Raw genomic sequence first — 17,287 nt, 5'->3', positions numbered from 1 at the left:
ATCCTTCCCAAGCGAAGGGAACTGTTATGGTCAAAAAAAAAGAAGAGAATATTAACACAAGAGTGTTTTCCCCTTTGGGGAAATTAAAAGGGGCTTATTCATGGAGAACATACAAGCAATAAAACAACGTTTTGGCATCATTGGTAACGATGTGCAACTTGATAGAGCTATAGAAAAAGCGGTACGAGTTGCACCAACAGATATTTCTGTTTTGGTTACCGGAGAAAGTGGTGTTGGAAAAGAAAATATTCCAAAAATTATACATTCATTATCACACAGAAAGCACGCAAAATATATTGCCGTAAACTGCGGTGCAATTCCGGAAGGAACAATTGACAGTGAACTTTTTGGTCATGAAAAAGGTTCTTTTACAGGCGCCGTTCAGGACAGAAAAGGATATTTTGAAGTTGCTGATGGCGGCACAATTTTTTTGGATGAAGTTGGTGAATTGCCTTTAACAACTCAAGTTCGTTTATTACGTGTTTTAGAAAATGGCGAGTTTATAAAAGTAGGCTCATCTAAAGTATTAAAAACAAATGTTAGAATCGTAGCTGCGACCAACGTTAATATGGAATCTGCTATTGAAAAAGAAAAATTTAGAGAAGATTTATATTATCGATTAAGTACTGTTGAGATTCATTTGCCAGCATTAAGAAATCGTAATGAAGATATTCATTTATTGTTTCGAAAATTTGCATCAGATTTTGCGCAAAAATACAGAATGCCTTCTATTCGATTAGATGATAATGCGGTTGCTATTTTATTAAAATATCGTTTTCCAGGAAATATTCGTCAGTTAAAAAATTTAGCAGAACAAATTTCTGTGATTGAAGAAGAAAGAGTGGTTTCCGGTGCAAAAATGCAACAATATTTACCTAATAATAAAGGGAATTTCCCTGCAGTTATTGGTGGCAAGAAAGAGAATGATTTCTCTACCGAGCGTGACATCATGTATAAAATTTTATTTGACATGCGTAATGATATCAGCGATTTAAAGAAGTTGACATTAGGTTTATTGAAAAATGAAAATATTGAAGAAGTTCAAGAAGAAAATCATCAATTAATTGAAAAAATTTACGGCAGCAGCAATTCAAAAAATTCAAATTTTGAAGTTTTAAATATTCCTCAAAATTCATCCGAAGAAAAAGAGTATGATTTTATTGAGACTATTGAAGAAGATGAATCTTTATCTTTACAAGACAAAGAGGTTGAAATGATTAAAAAATCTCTAGAAAAAAACAGTAATAAACGTAAATTAGCAGCCAAAGAACTAGGGATTTCTGAAAGGACTCTTTATCGAAAAATAAAACAATATGATCTTTAAAGAATCGTTTAATTGATCAGCCCTTGAATTGCTTATGTTAAAATTATCCGTTCGAGTGATTTTGATTTTTCATCAAAATTGTATCGAGGACATTTAAAAAATTATGAAAAAATATTCTACATAACAGTATTCTCAATAAGCACCTTATTATTAGTTGCTTGTGGCGCGTACTCTTTTACCGGCGGAAATACTGGTGATGCAAAAACAATTCAGATAGATTTTTTCCAAAATCAAGCTCCTTTAGTAGAACCTGTTTTAACACAGCGATTTACAAATGACTTGCAAGATTTATTTACACGTCAAACAAATTTAACGCTTACAGGCTCTAACGGCGATTTACATTTTAGCGGGGAAATTACAGAGTATAGAGTGACACCAATGAGTGGAACATCGAACCAAACAGCAGCTCAAAATAGATTAACCGTTACTGTAAATGTTCGTTTTATAAATAAATTAGAAGTTAAAGACGATTTCGAAAAAACATTTTCTTTTTATTCTGATTATGGAGCAAATTCTCAACTTACCGGAAGTGTTTTAGAAGCGGCTTTAGATGAAATTGTAGAACGACTTACGCAAGATATATTTAATGCTTCCGTTGCAAAATGGTAACCTAAGAAGTTAGAAGAAATTTAAAAATTTGGAATCAAATACTATCATAAAATTCATAGAAAATAATCATTTAATTAAGCAACTAGAAACTGCTGAATTAAAGTCTGTAATTGATGAATTCCCATATTTTCAATCGGCTAGAGTTTTGTATTTAAAAGGATTAAAAAATCAAAACAGTTTTAAATACAATAACGAATTAAAAGTAACGGCAGCTCATACAACTGATAGAACTGTTTTGTTCGATTTTATAACTTCAAAAGTATTCAACAATACTCAAAAAGAAGAAAATCACCCAGAAATATCAGCAATAACTTTAGAAGAAAATCCTTCTGATAATTTAATTAAAAATATTGAAATAGTACCTGAAACAGTTTCTAAACCGATAGAATTGTCTGAAGAAAAATTAGAAATTGGTAAACCTATTCCGTTTACAGAATCAGAGACTTTTTCTTTTAATCAATGGTTGCAATTATCAACAAAAACACCCATTATTAGAGAAGAAACTGCAACAGATGAAGCTCACAAAAAAAAGAGTATCATTGAGAAGTTTATAGAAAATAATCCGAAAATAGCGCCTTTATCAAAAGATAAGAACTTGAGTGTTTTAGTTACTCAGAACAAACAAGATTCGTCTTTAATGACAGAAACTTTAGCAAAAGTATATCTAGAACAAAAGAAATATGAAAATGCAATACAAGCTTATAGAATTTTAAGTTTGAAATATCCAGAAAAAAGTGGTTTCTTTGCAGACCAAATTAAAAGAATACAAATTTTACAAAAAAATAAATCATGAGTTATACAGCATTTTTAATTCTAATTTTGATTGTAGCAATAGCTTTAATCTTAATTGTTATGGTTCAAAATCCTAAAGGTGGAGGCTTATCTTCTTCTTTTGGAGGTGGTGGAGCGCAATCTTTAGGTGGTGTGCAAAACACAAATAACTTCTTAGACAGAACAACTTGGACACTTGGTATTGCAATGTTTGCTTTGATTTTATTATCAAATTTTGCGATTCCTAGAGCAGGATCAAATAATGTTAATTTAGACAATACTTTAGATGGAATTGAATCTACCTCAACTCCTATAAATAATACAACTTCTACAACTAAAGACACGGTAAAGTAATCTTTAAAAAAGAACTTAAAAAATGCCAACGTAAATGACACGTTGGCATTTTTTATGTTCAAAATTTAGCTTTAAATTCAATGTACGAAAAAATGTCAGTTTAAAACAAGTGGCATAGTTTCTGAACATTAAATCATTAATAATACTTAATTTAATTAATCAAAATTATATAAAAAATGGGATTAAACATTAAACCTTTAGCAGACAGAGTTCTTATAGAACCTGCTCCAGCAGAAACAAGAACAGCATCTGGATTAATTATACCAGACAATGCAAAAGAAAAACCACAACAAGGAACTGTCGTAGCTATTGGAACTGGCAAAAAAGACGAACCTTTAACTGTAAAAGTTGGTGACACTGTTTTATATAGTAAATATGGTGGTTCTGATTTAAAATTAGAAGGCAAAGATTATTTAATGATGCGTGAATCTGATATTTTAGCGATTATATAAATTGAAATTGGCTTTTGGCAACTAGCCTTTAGCAAAAAAAACAAAATTCATATTAATTCTTTTTAGCCAAAAGCCAAGTGCTAACAGCTAAAAGCAAAATAAAAACAAATGGCAAAAGACATAAAATTTGATATTGACGCAAGAGATGGCTTAAAACGCGGAGTTGACGCCTTAGCAAATGCAGTAAAAGTAACGTTAGGACCTAAAGGAAGAAATGTAATTATTTCTAAATCTTTTGGTGCACCAACAGTTACTAAAGATGGTGTTTCTGTAGCAAAAGAAATAGAATTATCAGATCCTTTAGAAAATATGGGAGCTCAAATGGTAAAAGAAGTTGCTTCAAAAACTAATGATTTAGCGGGTGATGGAACGACTACTGCAACTGTTCTTGCACAGGCAATTGTAAAAGAAGGATTAAAAAATGTTGCGGCTGGCGCAAATCCTATGGATTTGAAACGTGGTATTGACAAAGCGGTTGCTGCTATCGTTGCGGATTTAGCAAAACAAGCACAACAAGTTGGAAATTCATCAGAAAAAATAAAACAAGTTGCTGCTATTTCTGCGAATAACGATGATGTTATTGGAGACTTAATTGCTACTGCTTTTACTAAAGTTGGTAAAGAAGGTGTAATTACTGTTGAAGAAGCGAAAGGAATGGAAACGTATGTTGACGTGGTTGAAGGTATGCAATTTGATAGAGGTTATTTATCTCCATACTTTGTAACTGATGCTGATAAAATGATTGTTGATTTAGAAAATCCGTATATTTTATTGTTTGATAAGAAAATTTCTAACTTACAAGAAATTCTTCCAATTTTAGAGCCAGTTGCACAATCTAGCAGACCCTTATTAATTATTGCAGAAGATGTTGACGGACAAGCTTTAGCTACTTTAGTTGTAAATAAATTAAGAGGCGGATTAAAAATTGCTGCTGTAAAAGCTCCTGGTTTTGGAGACAGAAGAAAAGCAATGTTAGAAGATATCGCTATTTTAACTGGTGGAACTGTAATTTCTGAAGAAAGAGGTTTTTCTCTTGAAAACGCAACTTTAGACTTATTAGGTACTGCTGAAACAGTAACAATAGACAAAGACAATACTACCATTATAAATGGTGCTGGTGATGCTGCTTTAATTAAAGCAAGAGTTAGTCAAATTAAAGCTCAGATCGAAACTACAACATCAGATTATGATAAAGAAAAACTACAAGAACGCTTAGCTAAATTAGCTGGTGGAGTTGCTGTTTTATATGTTGGTGCTGCTTCTGAAGTTGAGATGAAAGAAAAAAAAGACAGAGTTGACGATGCTTTACATGCTACAAGAGCTGCCGTTGAAGAAGGAATTGTTGCTGGTGGTGGAGTTGCATTTGTACGTGCTAAAAAAGTGTTAGAAAAAATAGTTACAGAAAACTTAGACGAAAGTACAGGTGTTCAAATTATAAACAAAGCAATTGAAGCTCCTTTAAGAATTATAGTTGAAAATGCTGGAGGTGAAGGTTCAGTTGTTATCAATAAAGTTTTAGAAGGTAAAAAGAACTTTGGTTATGATGCTAAAAATGACAAATATGTAGACATGCTAAAAGCTGGGATTATAGATCCTAAAAAAGTAACTAGAGTTGCTTTAGAAAATGCTGCTTCTGTTGCTGGGATGATTTTAACTACAGAATGTGCTTTGATAGATATTAAAGAAGATTCGCCTTCAATGCAAATGGGTGGCGGCGGAATGCCAGGAATGATGTAATTCAATTTATTGTAAATAAAAGTAAAAGCTCGAGAAATTCTCGAGCTTTTACTTTTTAAAATGCCTAACGTATTTATTTCTAATAAATTTATAGCTACTCAGTCTTGGTGGAAATATGAAATATTGCATCTCCTTGATACACCATTGGTGCTTGATTAATATTTATAATATACCCATCATTTGTTGCTAAAACCGGGTGACTTACAGCTCCAAAAGGATCTGAAATTCTAGCAATCAATTGATCTTTAGTTACAAAATCCTGTAAGTTTGTTTTTATGTGTAAAAAACCAGAACAATCAGCACGCATCCAATGCGTGTCATTTATAAAAATACTCTTCTTAACAATTGCTGGAACTTCAATTTTTGGATTCAACATTTCTAAATGAGCCAGAACTCTTTTCACTCCGTTTAAAGCCTCTTTGCAAATTACTTTATCTAAACTTAAACTTTTTCCACTTTCGTTTAACAAAATCGGAATGTTCATTTTATTACACAATTCGCGGTAAGAACCTTCTATTTGATCACCATACAAGGTAAAAGGCGCATTAAATATAGATGCTAATTTAGCGACAACTTCATTATCCTGTTCTATTCTAATTTGTGCTGCATTGTAACGATCTGCCCCACCTGTATGAAAATCTAGACAAAAATCCGCAAGCGGTAAAATTTCTTTAGAAAAATTATAGGCAAATCTACTTGCCAAAGATCCTTTTGAATTTCCAGGAAACTGCCTATTTAAATCCCTACCATCAGGAAAAAATCTTGATTTATTAATAAACCCAAAAATATTAACGATTGGCATACAAATTATTGTTCCTCTTATAGGTCTGTTTAATTTATGGGTTAAAATTTCTCTAACAATCTCCATTCCATTAATCTCATCCCCATGAATACCTGCTGTAATTAAAACGGTTGGCCCAGGATTTATTGATCTTTCTATAAATACGGGTACTTCTACTGGTGTGCCTGTAAATAAAGTTGCAGTATTAAAATTAAGCTTTCTACTTTCTCCAAGTTTTATTTTTTCACCTAATATTTCTAAATCTTCTGTATGTTTTTTATCTAATATCATTATTTAACTTAAAAAATAATAGTTCAAATTAATTCTTTTTAATCTCCTTTTTTTGCTTTTTCAACTCGCCTTCATGGTCTAAAACAATTTCTTCATCTCTGTATTTACAGCAAGGATGAACCGAATTATAAGCTTCGTCTGTGGCTTTTAGTTTCTTATTTTCAAAACCAACAACATCGTGACCAACTTCCAAAATAGCATTTTGTATGGTTTTTAAATCCGTTTTACGTTCATCCATAATTAAATTTAATTGATGAGTTTCTACACTCCAAATTGCATATTTTACACCTTTCGATTGTAAAGCGGCAGTTTCAATTCTTTTTTTACACATGCCGCAAATTCCATCCACTTCAAAAGATACTTTAGCATTTTTGTTCTTTTTTATTTCTTGTGATTGTGCTGAAAAGCCAATCATTACGATACTTACTATGAATATTATTTTTTTCATTTTTTATTGATTTTTTTAGTTATACTTTTTTAATGTTTTCTTTGGATTTTAGGTGAAAGAAAATAGATCGATAAAATTAAAAACTTCTCGATATAAATCTATTCGTTCCTTATAAACTCGTTTGAAGCAATATGTAATTATTTATTAGTTTTTAAATTACTTAATTTTAAATCTTAATCCTGCATAAATTGTGCGTCCAAAAATTGGAGAATACACAATTGTACTATCAAAATAAGGACTAAAAGGAGCATCGCTTGCTAAAATAGGATTTTTCTGTTGAACATTTGTTAAATTCTCTGCTCCTATATACACCTCAAACTTATTCGAAAATACCTTTGTTATTTGTGAATTTAACAATTGATACGCATCCGAATAAACTGGCAATTGATATTGAGCAGGATTAGAGCTTGTATTTGGCAAACGTTGTTTACCTATATTATTAAAAGTAACATCAAACCTCCATTGTTTGCCGTCATCTTCTAAATAAGTTTCGTAAGAAATATTTGCAAAAAACCTATTTTGAGGCTGAATTGGTTTTTGCAAATTACCGTTTTTAAAATCCGTAGAAATATCAAAATACTTGTATGCCGTTCTTAAATTAAGTTGTTCTGCAAGTGTATAATTTACCTCAACTTGAAAACTATTGGCACTACTTTTTCCGTTTAGATCATAAAAAGAAATTTCCTGCGGATTTTCCCAATCTACCACTACCTGATTTTGAAAGTTTGTTTGATAAAAGTCAAAGGTAATATCTCCTTTTTTATCAAATAAATTAAATCGCTGCAAATAGGAAACTCCATAATTCCATGCAATTTCAGGATTTAATCCGTAGATATTTCCACCAATATCATCAATATTTATTTGTCTTGAACTTGCAAATAATTGCTGATTTTCCGCAAAAATATTAGCACTTCTTTTTCCTCTTCCAACAGAAGCTCTAAAAGCACCTTTTTCCCAAGGCACATATCTAAGATGTAATCTTGGTGTTATAAAAGTCCCTAATAAATTATGCCTATCAATTCTTACACCTGCTGTTAGACTAAAATTATCTAAATTATCAAATGCATATTCAAAAAATGCTCCAAAATCATTTTCCATTCTACTAAAATCTGTCGTGTTTACAAGTTCATTGAATTGATCATAGGTAAAACTAATTCCTGTTCTAAATTTGTTTCTAGTATCACCAATAATTGAATTAAAAATAATGTTAGAATACACGCTTTCATGTTGAATATCATATATATTCAATCCAAAATAAGAATCTTGTTCATGGTTGCTATACGCAATTTGAAAACCAATACTTTGAAAAGGCATTTCAGGAAAAACATAGCCTAATTTAGCGGATGTTTCAAAACGTTTTGTATCAATTTCACTTCCCCAATAATTGGTTGTTCCTTTATCTATCTTTGGATTAAAATTAAGCTCGCCAGTTTGTTTTTCATCCTTTAAAAAGCGAACATTTATAAAACTTACCCAACCTTTTTCTGCATCCGTAAATTGCCATCTATTCATTACATTTATTTGGTTTGATATAGGCATGTCTAAAAAATTATCATCATTCATGTCAAACTTTTGACCGGTATAATTTCCATGCACATACAAACCTGTTTGCCATTTCTCTGAAACTTTTTCATTAAAATGTGTATTTAATTCGAATCGTCCATTTGCAGATCCGAACGCATTTAAAAAGAACTTATTATCGCTAAAAGGTTTCACCAATTCAGCATTTATTTGTCCGGAAATACTCTCAAAACCATTTACTACAGAACCTGCACCTTTTGAAATTTGAATACTTTCTACCCAAGTTCCTGGTGTAAATGTGAGTCCGAATGCTTGCGATGCTCCTCTAATTGAAGGAATATTTTCTTGTGTAATTAACAAATAAGGACTCGTTAAACCCAACATTTGTATTTGTTTTGTTCCTGTTAACGCATCAGAAAAACTAACGTCGATTGAAGGATTTGTTTCAAAACTTTCTGCCAAATTACAGCAAGCAGCTTTTAATAATTCCTCTGCGTTTACCGTAAACATATTGGCCGTTGAGAAAAAAGATTTTTGAGTTGCTTTTCTCCTCGTATTAATAGTTACCTCTTCTAATTCGCTTTCTGCGGTTAAAAAATGATGAATTGGTTCCAAACTATTTATTGTTATGGTGTCTGTTTTATACCCTAAATAATTGACAACTAATTTTTTAAATTCTTCCTTATAAGCAATGGTAAACCACCCTTTTTCGTTGGTTACTGCACTTACATTTGTATGGAGCCAATGCACCGTAGCGCCAGAAATACCTGCATTATCAATGGAATTATTTTTATCCATAATCTTTCCTGTAAAAGTTGCTTGAGAAAAGACTAGGATTGGAATAAATAGCAAGAAACTATTTATAATTATTTTTTCATTTTTATGTTTTGATTTTTATTGAATAACATACGTTTTTATCATCCGAAAAGATGATCACTGTTATTAAAAAATAAGAATCAAATTAAAAAAGTTTGATATAAAATCTGATAATCTAAACAAATATCAGGCGGAGAAAAATCTTTGTAAAACTTATTTTTTGATTTATTTTTTGTAAATAAATCATTCTTAGAAACAAAAAAAAGGGCTATAAACTGTTGTTTACTAATAGACAGCTTCTCTATTTGATGAAATCTCAATTGATTTTGGCCAACAACTTTTTGAATTTCTACTTTACAGCAGTTATCCCTTTTTACGCACGCAGCTAAATCTGCACTCATTGTAGAGCTTTCAGCTTCACCAACAAAAGAAACACCCACTAATAAATCGCCACAATAATGCGTTTCTACCGTAAACGAGAACGTAGAAAAAAGGACAAAGAATGCTAACAGAAAAGTCGATATTTTAGTGAATAGTTGTTTCATGTTCTAGTTGTAAATTTACGATAAGAATTTCAAACTCTGACTCCTATTTATTTTCTTCTAGATTTTTACTAAAAAAACAAATAACACAATCAAATAATTTTTTTTGATATACTTTTGTAGTCAATTTTTGAAATATGGATATAACTATTTTACAACAAAAGATAGATGTTATTATTGCATCAAAATCAACAAAAGAAGAAAAATTACAAGCGATTTGTGATTTTTTAGAAAGCGAAATTTCTTACTATGATTGGGTTGGCTTTTATTTTAAAAACGGAGATAAAGAAGAATTAAAATTAGCACAATTTACTGGTGAGCCCACAGAGCACACAATTATTCCTTTCGGAAAAGGGATTTGTGGTCAAGTTGCCGTTAGCAACAAAAACTTTGTAGTTCAAGACGTTACAGCACAGGAAAACTACATTTCTTGTGGTTGGAAAGTGAAATCAGAAATTGTGATTCCTATTTTTGTTGCTGGACAAAATATTGGTCAAATTGATATAGATTCTCATACAGCAAACACTTTTACAGAAAAAGATGAGCGCCTTTTGGAATATATTTGCGAAAAATTATCAAAAATTCTATAGTTTTGTTGGGAAATATTTCATTTTTGCTCAAATCCACTAGGGATAGCATGCTTATTGTGACTCAAATTTTTAAGTAATGAGAAAACAAGAATCTGTTTCTGCCTTTTCTTCTAGGAATCCCGAATCTAATTTATTTATAAAAAAGAAATCTTTTTTAGATCAATTTATTATTTGGTTTCGAAATTTTTTAGATAATGATGAATAATAACTTGCCTTTTGATAAAAAGAAAAACAAAATTTGCTTAAATTTATTGTGGATTACTGGTGCCTTATTTGTTACTATATTTTTATTGTGATTCACTCAATGTTTACGTATTTTTGTATGCTTAACAAGACAACATTAAATGAGCACTTCAAAAACAATTAAATCTGCCTTAATTTCGGTTTTTCACAAAGATGGTTTAGCGCCAATTGTGCAAAAACTAAACGAATTAAATGTAACTATTTACTCTACAGGAGGAACCGAAAAATTCATTAAAGAACTAGGGATCAATGTGATTCCTGTTGATGAAGTAACTTCTTATCCTTCTATTTTAGGCGGAAGAGTAAAAACTTTACATCCAAAAATTTTTGGAGGTATTTTAAACAGACAAGACAACGAAACTGATAGTGCTGAATTAAAAGAATACAATATTCCGCAAATTGATTTAGTAATTGTTGATTTATATCCATTTGAAAAAACATTGGCTTCTGGAGCATCAGAACAAGACATTGTAGAGAAAATTGATATTGGCGGAATCTCTTTAATTAGAGCATCAGCAAAGAATTTTAAAGATACTTTTACCGTTTCTTCTATGGATCAATATGAAGAATTTTTATCAATTCTATCAGAAAATAATGGAGTAACAAGCATTGAACAAAGAAAGAAATTTGCTGCAAAATCTTTTAATATTTCTTCACATTACGACACTGCAATCTTCAATTATTTTAATGAAGATGAAATTGTTTTTAAAGCGAGTCATCAAACTTCAAAAACCTTACGTTATGGCGAAAACCCTCATCAAAAAGGATATTTCTTTGGGGATTTAGATGCAATGTTTGATAAATTACATGGTAAAGAATTAAGCTACAACAACCTACTAGATGTAGATGCTGCTGTAAATTTAATGGCAGAGTTTAAAGGAGAAGCACCAACTTTTGCAATTTTAAAACATAATAATGCTTGTGGTTTTGCGCAAAGAGAAACACTTAAACAAGCTTACGTAGATGCCTTATCAGGAGACCCTGTTTCTGCGTTTGGCGGTGTTTTAATTGCAAATACAGAAATTGATGCTACAACTGCTAAAGAAATTCATTTGTTATTTTGCGAAGTTGTAATTGCCCCAAGTTTTTCTGATGACGCTTTGACCATCATAAAAGGGAAAAAAAATAGAATAATCTTAATTCAGAAAGAAGTTGAATTACCTAATCAATTAATTCGAACTTCATTAAACGGCTTATTGGTTCAGGATAAAGACCATATTACAGACAAATTAGCGGATTTAAGCTATGCAACAAACAATAAACCAACTGAAAATGAGCTGGCTGATTTATTATTTGCATCTAAGTTGTGTAAAAATACAAAATCCAACACAATTGTTTTAGTTAAGAATAAGCAATTATTAGCAAGTGGAACGGGCCAAACGAGCAGAGTTGATGCTTTAAACCAAGCAATTGAAAAGGCCACTAATTTTGGTTTCAATTTAAGTGGATCTGTCATGGCTAGTGATGCATTTTTCCCATTTCCAGACTGTGTAGAAATTGCAGATAAAGCTGGTATTAAAAGCGTAATTCAGCCTGGAGGGTCTATCAAAGATCAACTAAGTGTAGACTATTGTAACGCCAATAATTTGTCTATGGTTATGACGGGAACAAGACATTTTAAACATTAATAAATTTAATGTAAAATACAAATTATATTTAGTAGATTTGTACATACACATTTAGACAAAACAAGATACTATTTTATGGGTTTTTTCGATTTTATGACTGAAGATATTGCAATCGATTTAGGGACTGCAAATACATTGATAATTCACAACGGAAAAGTTGTTATCGATGCCCCGTCTATTGTTGCTAGAGACAGAATTACTGGTAAAATAATTGCTATTGGCCAAGAAGCCAATTTAATGCAAGGAAAAACCCATGAAAATATAAAAACAATCCGTCCTTTAAAAGACGGAGTTATTGCTGACTTCCAAGCATCCGAAGAAATGATTAAGGAATTTGTTAAACAGATTCCATCAATAAAAAAGAGATTATTTCCACCTGCATTAAGAATGGTAATTTGTATTCCATCAGGAATTACAGAAGTTGAAAAACGAGCTGTAAGAGATTCTGCAAAACACATGAATGCAAAAGAAATTTATTTAATTTATGAGCCAATGGCTGCGGCAATTGGTGTTGGTATTGATATTATGGAGCCAAAAGGAAACATGATTATTGATATAGGTGGTGGTACTACCGAAATTGCAGTAATTGCTTTAGGAGGAATTGTTTGTGATCAATCTGTAAAAGTTGCGGGCGATTTATTTACCAACGACATTATGTATTACATGCGTACCCAACATAATTTGCATGTTGGAGAAACTACCGCCGAAAGAATTAAAATTACAATTGGTGCTGCAACCGAAGATTTGGATACGCCGCCAGAAGAAATGCTGGTTCAAGGTAGAGATTTATTAAGCGGTAAACCAAAACAAGTACAAGTCTCTTATAGAGAAATTGCGAAAGCATTAGATAAATCTATTTTAAGAATTGAAGATGCTGTAATGGAAACTTTGTCTAAAACTCCACCAGAATTAGCCGCAGATATTTACAATACTGGTATTTATTTAGCAGGTGGTGGCTCTATGTTAAGAGGTTTAGATAAACGCTTGTCTCGTAAAACAGACTTACCTGTTTATGTCTCAGAAGATCCTTTAAGAGCTGTTGTTCGTGGAACAGGAATCGCTTTAAAAGAACTAAAAAAATACAAAAATATTTTAATGAATTAGCATTCTTACCGTTTAACAATGCAACAACTCATCTATTTTTTTCGAAAGTTTAAATATTTTCTATTCTTTTTATTATTAGAGTTTATTGCACTTGCTTTAATATTTAATAATCTTGATTTTCATAAAAGCAAATTTGTAAACTCCGCTAATGCTATAACTGGTGGCATCTACTTGAAAGCATCAAATATTTCAGAATACTGGAGTTTAAAATCAGAAAATAAATTTCTAGCTGAAGAAAATACTCGGTTAAAAAATCTTTTAGAAAAAATATATTGCTAAATATTAATAAAGAGACTGTTGTCATTGATACTATTACAATTGACACCACTAAATATCAACAGAAATATAGTTATTCAACTGCCAAAATAATCAAAAATAATTACGATAAAGAGTTTAACTTTTTAACGATTAATAAAGGTAAACTCCAAGGAATACAGAAAGAAATAGCTGTAATTAATAGCAAAGGAATTATTGGTATTATAGACAATGTTTCTGATAGTTATGCGAGAATACAATCTATTTTAAATAGAAATAGTAAAATTAATGCGCGTTTAAAAAACAGTAATTACTTTGGCACTTTAGGCTGGAACGGCAAAAACTATAATACAGTTCAACTTTCTGACATTCCAAGACAAGCACCACTAAAAATTGGAGATACCATTGAAACTGGTGGGAAATCAACTATTTTTCCTGAAGGAATCTTAATTGGTACAATATCAGAAATAAACAAAGGAAACTCCGTAGACAATAAAGTGAATGTTACACTTTTTAATGATATGAGTAATTTAGGTTTTGTATATATTGTAAAGAATTTTAATAAAGAAGAAATTAATACCCTAGAGGCACAAAATGAATAAACCATTTAACATAGTGGCATTATTTTTATTCCTACTTTTTTTGCAGGTTTTTGTTCTGAATAACATTTTGTTTCTTGGGTATATAAATCCTTATTTATATATTACTTTCGTTTTTTATATCCATTAAAAAGCAATAGAATTCCATTTCTTTTTTACAGTTTTTTACTTGGCCTTTTTATTGATTTTTTCTCTGATTCTGGAGGAATTCATGCTTTTTCAATTTTATTTATCGCCTACTTAAGATTATTTTTTGTTCGAATATACTTCAGAAAGGTTGAAACTGACTATTCTTTTTTTAAGCTAAGTTCAGAGTCTTTTGGAAAAAATTTTAACTTTGTTGTAACTTTAACATTAATTCACCACTTAATCTACTTTTCTTTTGCTAATTTTAGTTTTCAAAATTTTTCCAACGTACTATTAAATACGCTGTTCTCAAGTATTTTTACATTGACATTGTACTTTTTAGGAACTTATATTTTTACCAAAAACGAATAATGAACAGAAGTTTTTTACTTTATTTTTTAATAACCCTTATGGGGCTAATTTTTATTGGTCGTTTGTTTCAACTCCAAATAATAAAAGGGGAGACTTACAATCCAATTCATAATGCTGCTGTAAAAATTGAATATGATTATCCTGAGCGTGGTTATATTTATGATAGAAACGGGAAATTATTAGTTGCAAATGAGCTTTCTTATGATGTTATGGTGCAACCAAATCAGGTAGGAGCAATAGATACACTAGAATTTTGTAACCTTTTGAAAATTGATAAAGTAGATTTTTTAATACGATTTCAAAGAGCTGAACATTATGCGTCTTATTTACCATCCGTATTTTTAAAGCAATTAGCCAAAGAAGATTTTGCTTTTTTACAAGAAAAAATGCACAAATACAATGGTTTTTATATTCAAAAAAGAATCATTAGAAATTATCCAATAAATGCGGCAGCCAATGTGCTCGGTTATATAGGTGAAGTAAATGAAGAAAAAGCTAAAAAAAACGATTACTATCAATCTGGAGAATTAGAAGGGAAAGATGGTGTAGAAAAACAATATGAAGACGTTTTAAGAGGTAGAAAAGGGAAAAAATATTTACAAAGAAATCGTTTTAATAAAGTTACTGGTTCTTATAAGAATGGTGTTATTGACACGCTTCCTGAAAATGGAAAAGATTTAACACTAACAATAGATATCGATTTACAGCTATTTGCACAACAATTAATGAATGGAAAACGCGGTGGTATTGTCGCTATCGAGCCATCAACGGGAGAAATTTTAGCATTAGTGACTTCTCCTTCTTATGACCCAAATATGTTAGTTGGTAGAAAACGCTCTATAAACTCCGCTAGTTTAATGGACCCAAATAATCCTGAAAAACCGACCTATGACAGAGGATTATTGGCTGCGTATCCTCCTGGATCTCCATTTAAAATAATGAATGCGTTGATTGGTTTACAAGAAAATGTTATTACAGAACAAACTTCCTTTTTATGTTTTGGGGGTTACAGCTATGGAAGAAGCGCTAATGCATTTATGAAATGCCATTGTGGAATTTACAATTCTCCTATCAGGTTAAATACTGCAATTGCACGATCTTGTAATAGTTATTTCTCTAATACCTATAAAAAAATTATAGAAAAAAACAACAAACCTTCTCAAGGATTAAACAACTGGAACAAGCACATAACAAGCTTTGGATTAGGTAATTACTTAGGATATGATTTACCTGCAGGTCAAAAAGGATTAATTCCTGATGCAAGTTATTATGATGCCAGATATAAATATGCTTGGGGCGCTTCTACAACCATATCTAATGCAATTGGACAAGGAGAAATTTTAACAACTCCTATTCAATTAGCAAATTTCACAGCAGCTATTGCCAACAGAGGCTTTTTTTACACACCACATATTGTTAAAAAAATCAATAGAAAAATAATTAACAATCCTGATTTTACGTCTAAAAAACAAACGACCATTAACAAAGAGTATTTTACACCAGTTATAGAAGCTATGCATGAAGTTTTTAAAACAGGAACCGGAAGATGGAGCCAGGTTGAGGGAATTGAAATTTGTGGAAAAACAGGAACATCAGAAAATTCTATAAAAATGGTTGACGGTATTAAGGTTCAAGCAAAAGACCATTCTATTTTAATTGCTTTTGCGCCAAAAGATAATCCAAAAATTGCAATCGCCGTTTTTGTGGAAAATGGTGGTTTTGGATCTACAATTGCAGCTCCAATTACGAGTTTATTAATAGAAAAATATTTAAACGGTAGTATTTCTGAAGCAAACGAATACAGAGAGCGAAATATATTAATGATGAGTTTGCAAGAGACGTATAATAATCAAACACCAAAAGATAAAAAAATGCGTCAAGAAAAGAATAATATTTTTGCAGGTATAGATTGGCTTTTATTTTTCTATATATAATTTTAGTTGGTTTTGGATGGTTAAACATTTTTGCAACCTCTAAAACCGAAGAAAATCATGAAATCTTAGATTTCTCTACAAAATATGGAAAACAAATTCTCTGGATTAGCTTAAGTGTTCCTTTGATCATAAGTATTCTTTTCTTTAATTCAAATTTTATGAAAAGTTTGCAAGTATTTTATACCTTATTTCTATCTTTTCTTTACTCTTACTTTTCCCCTCGGAAATGAAATTAATGGCGCTAAGTCTTGGTTTAATTTTGGCGTTATGAGTCTGCAACCTTCAGAATTTGTGAAAGCTTGTACAGCTTTAGCCGTTGCTAAATTATTAAGTGATAGACAATACAACTTTAAGTTGGTTAAGAATCAAATAAAAGCTTTTATCATTGTTTTCTTTCCGGCACTCCTAATCACTTTACAGCCAGATGCTGGTTCTGCACTTATCTATCTATCCTTCTTTTTTGTGCTAAATAGAGAAGGTTTAACGCTTAATTATATTCTATTGGGAGCAGCTGTAATTGCCTTATTTGTTCTCACTATTTTTTTTGGAGCAAATACAATGTTTATTTCCCTTTTTATTATTATTTCTATAGTTACAGCCTATATAATTTATAGAGGAGGAAAAAGATTTTTTAGGTTTAATTGGTACAAAATTTTAGGCTTTTATGCCTTGGTTGCCCTGTTTATTTTCGGAACAGAATTTACCTATAATAACATATTTAAACAACACCATAGAGATCGTTTTGAAGTTTTACTAGGCATGAAAGTAGACAATGTAAACATTGGCTACA

The 17,287-nt window shown here is 30.9% G+C and carries 17 protein-coding genes; 13 read left to right on the top strand and 4 right to left on the bottom strand.

Going from position 1 to position 17,287, the window contains the following annotated elements; translation table 11 throughout:
* The first annotated feature begins 100 nt into the window (after window positions 1–100).
* The 6 genes from BST83_RS00250 (at window position 101) to groL (ending at window position 5,247) form a co-directional block, all read left to right on the top strand.
* Window positions 101–1,324: a sigma 54-interacting transcriptional regulator gene (locus BST83_RS00250; RefSeq protein WP_104808064.1), complete on the top strand. Its 1,224-nt coding sequence runs from the start codon at window positions 101–103 to the stop codon at window positions 1,322–1,324.
* A 78-nt stretch (window positions 1,325–1,402) separates the two neighbouring features.
* On the top strand, window positions 1,403–1,933 hold the full coding sequence (locus BST83_RS00245) for an LptE family protein (RefSeq protein ID WP_104808063.1): 531 nt from the start codon (window positions 1,403–1,405) through the stop codon (window positions 1,931–1,933).
* 28 nt (window positions 1,934–1,961) lie between these two features.
* Complete coding sequence (locus BST83_RS00240) at window positions 1,962–2,726, top strand: DUF8458 domain-containing protein (RefSeq protein WP_104808062.1); 765 nt, start codon at window positions 1,962–1,964, stop codon at window positions 2,724–2,726.
* Window positions 2,723–3,058: a preprotein translocase subunit SecG gene (gene secG / locus BST83_RS00235; protein ID WP_104808061.1), complete on the top strand. Its 336-nt coding sequence runs from the start codon at window positions 2,723–2,725 to the stop codon at window positions 3,056–3,058. The genes BST83_RS00240 and secG overlap by 4 nt, the downstream gene beginning before the upstream one ends.
* 176 nt (window positions 3,059–3,234) lie before the next feature.
* The gene (locus BST83_RS00230) at window positions 3,235–3,510 is read left to right on the top strand and encodes a co-chaperone GroES (protein WP_104808060.1); all 276 of its coding nucleotides are present in this window, start codon (window positions 3,235–3,237) and stop codon (window positions 3,508–3,510) included.
* A 108-nt stretch (window positions 3,511–3,618) separates the two neighbouring features.
* The gene (gene groL, locus BST83_RS00225) at window positions 3,619–5,247 is read left to right on the top strand and encodes a chaperonin GroEL (protein ID WP_104808059.1); all 1,629 of its coding nucleotides are present in this window, start codon (window positions 3,619–3,621) and stop codon (window positions 5,245–5,247) included.
* Window positions 5,248–5,341: 94 nt separating this feature from the next.
* Here groL and BST83_RS00220 read toward each other — a convergent pair whose 3' ends face one another.
* The 4 genes from BST83_RS00220 to BST83_RS00205 form a co-directional block, all read right to left on the bottom strand.
* Window positions 5,342–6,319 carry a succinylglutamate desuccinylase/aspartoacylase family protein gene (locus BST83_RS00220; protein ID WP_104808058.1) on the bottom strand — a complete coding sequence of 326 codons (978 nt, stop codon included), beginning with the start codon at window positions 6,317–6,319 and terminating at the stop codon, window positions 5,342–5,344.
* A 28-nt stretch (window positions 6,320–6,347) separates the two neighbouring features.
* On the bottom strand, window positions 6,348–6,767 hold the full coding sequence (locus BST83_RS00215) for a heavy-metal-associated domain-containing protein (RefSeq protein ID WP_104808057.1): 420 nt from the start codon (window positions 6,765–6,767) through the stop codon (window positions 6,348–6,350).
* A 156-nt stretch (window positions 6,768–6,923) separates the two neighbouring features.
* Window positions 6,924–9,086 carry a TonB-dependent receptor gene (locus BST83_RS00210; RefSeq protein ID WP_170062695.1) on the bottom strand — a complete coding sequence of 721 codons (2,163 nt, stop codon included), beginning with the start codon at window positions 9,084–9,086 and terminating at the stop codon, window positions 6,924–6,926.
* A 158-nt stretch (window positions 9,087–9,244) separates the two neighbouring features.
* A complete protein-coding gene (locus BST83_RS00205) occupies window positions 9,245–9,649 on the bottom strand; it encodes an HYC_CC_PP family protein (protein ID WP_104808055.1) in 405 nt (134 codons plus the stop codon).
* A gap of 134 nt (window positions 9,650–9,783) precedes the next feature.
* Here BST83_RS00205 and BST83_RS00200 point away from each other — a divergent pair, with 134 nt between their 5' ends.
* The 7 genes from BST83_RS00200 to rodA form a co-directional block, all read left to right on the top strand.
* A complete protein-coding gene (locus BST83_RS00200; protein WP_104808054.1) occupies window positions 9,784–10,236 on the top strand; it encodes a GAF domain-containing protein in 453 nt (150 codons plus the stop codon).
* 76 nt (window positions 10,237–10,312) lie between these two features.
* Complete coding sequence (locus BST83_RS21115; RefSeq protein WP_302849435.1) at window positions 10,313–10,441, top strand: hypothetical protein; 129 nt, start codon at window positions 10,313–10,315, stop codon at window positions 10,439–10,441.
* A gap of 139 nt (window positions 10,442–10,580) precedes the next feature.
* Window positions 10,581–12,107 carry a bifunctional phosphoribosylaminoimidazolecarboxamide formyltransferase/IMP cyclohydrolase gene (gene purH / locus BST83_RS00195; protein ID WP_104808053.1) on the top strand — a complete coding sequence of 509 codons (1,527 nt, stop codon included), beginning with the start codon at window positions 10,581–10,583 and terminating at the stop codon, window positions 12,105–12,107.
* Between the two features lie 75 nt (window positions 12,108–12,182).
* The gene (locus tag BST83_RS00190; RefSeq protein ID WP_104808052.1) at window positions 12,183–13,211 is read left to right on the top strand and encodes a rod shape-determining protein; all 1,029 of its coding nucleotides are present in this window, start codon (window positions 12,183–12,185) and stop codon (window positions 13,209–13,211) included.
* Between the two features lie 272 nt (window positions 13,212–13,483).
* Window positions 13,484–14,068: a rod shape-determining protein MreC gene (gene mreC, locus BST83_RS00185; protein WP_367889112.1), complete on the top strand. Its 585-nt coding sequence runs from the start codon at window positions 13,484–13,486 to the stop codon at window positions 14,066–14,068.
* 494 nt (window positions 14,069–14,562) lie between these two features.
* A complete protein-coding gene (gene mrdA, locus BST83_RS00175) occupies window positions 14,563–16,497 on the top strand; it encodes a penicillin-binding protein 2 (protein ID WP_104808051.1) in 1,935 nt (644 codons plus the stop codon).
* 180 nt (window positions 16,498–16,677) lie between these two features.
* Window positions 16,678–17,287 (top strand): rod shape-determining protein RodA (rodA, locus tag BST83_RS00170; RefSeq protein WP_367889116.1); only part of this gene is annotated, 610 nt, incomplete at its 3' end.

Origin of the sequence: Polaribacter filamentus (assembly GCF_002943715.1) — a bacterium.
Lineage (GTDB): Bacteria > Bacteroidota > Bacteroidia > Flavobacteriales > Flavobacteriaceae > Polaribacter > Polaribacter filamentus.
The sequence above is the reverse complement of the archived record's forward strand: the minus strand, read 5'-3'. Positions and strand labels throughout refer to the sequence as shown.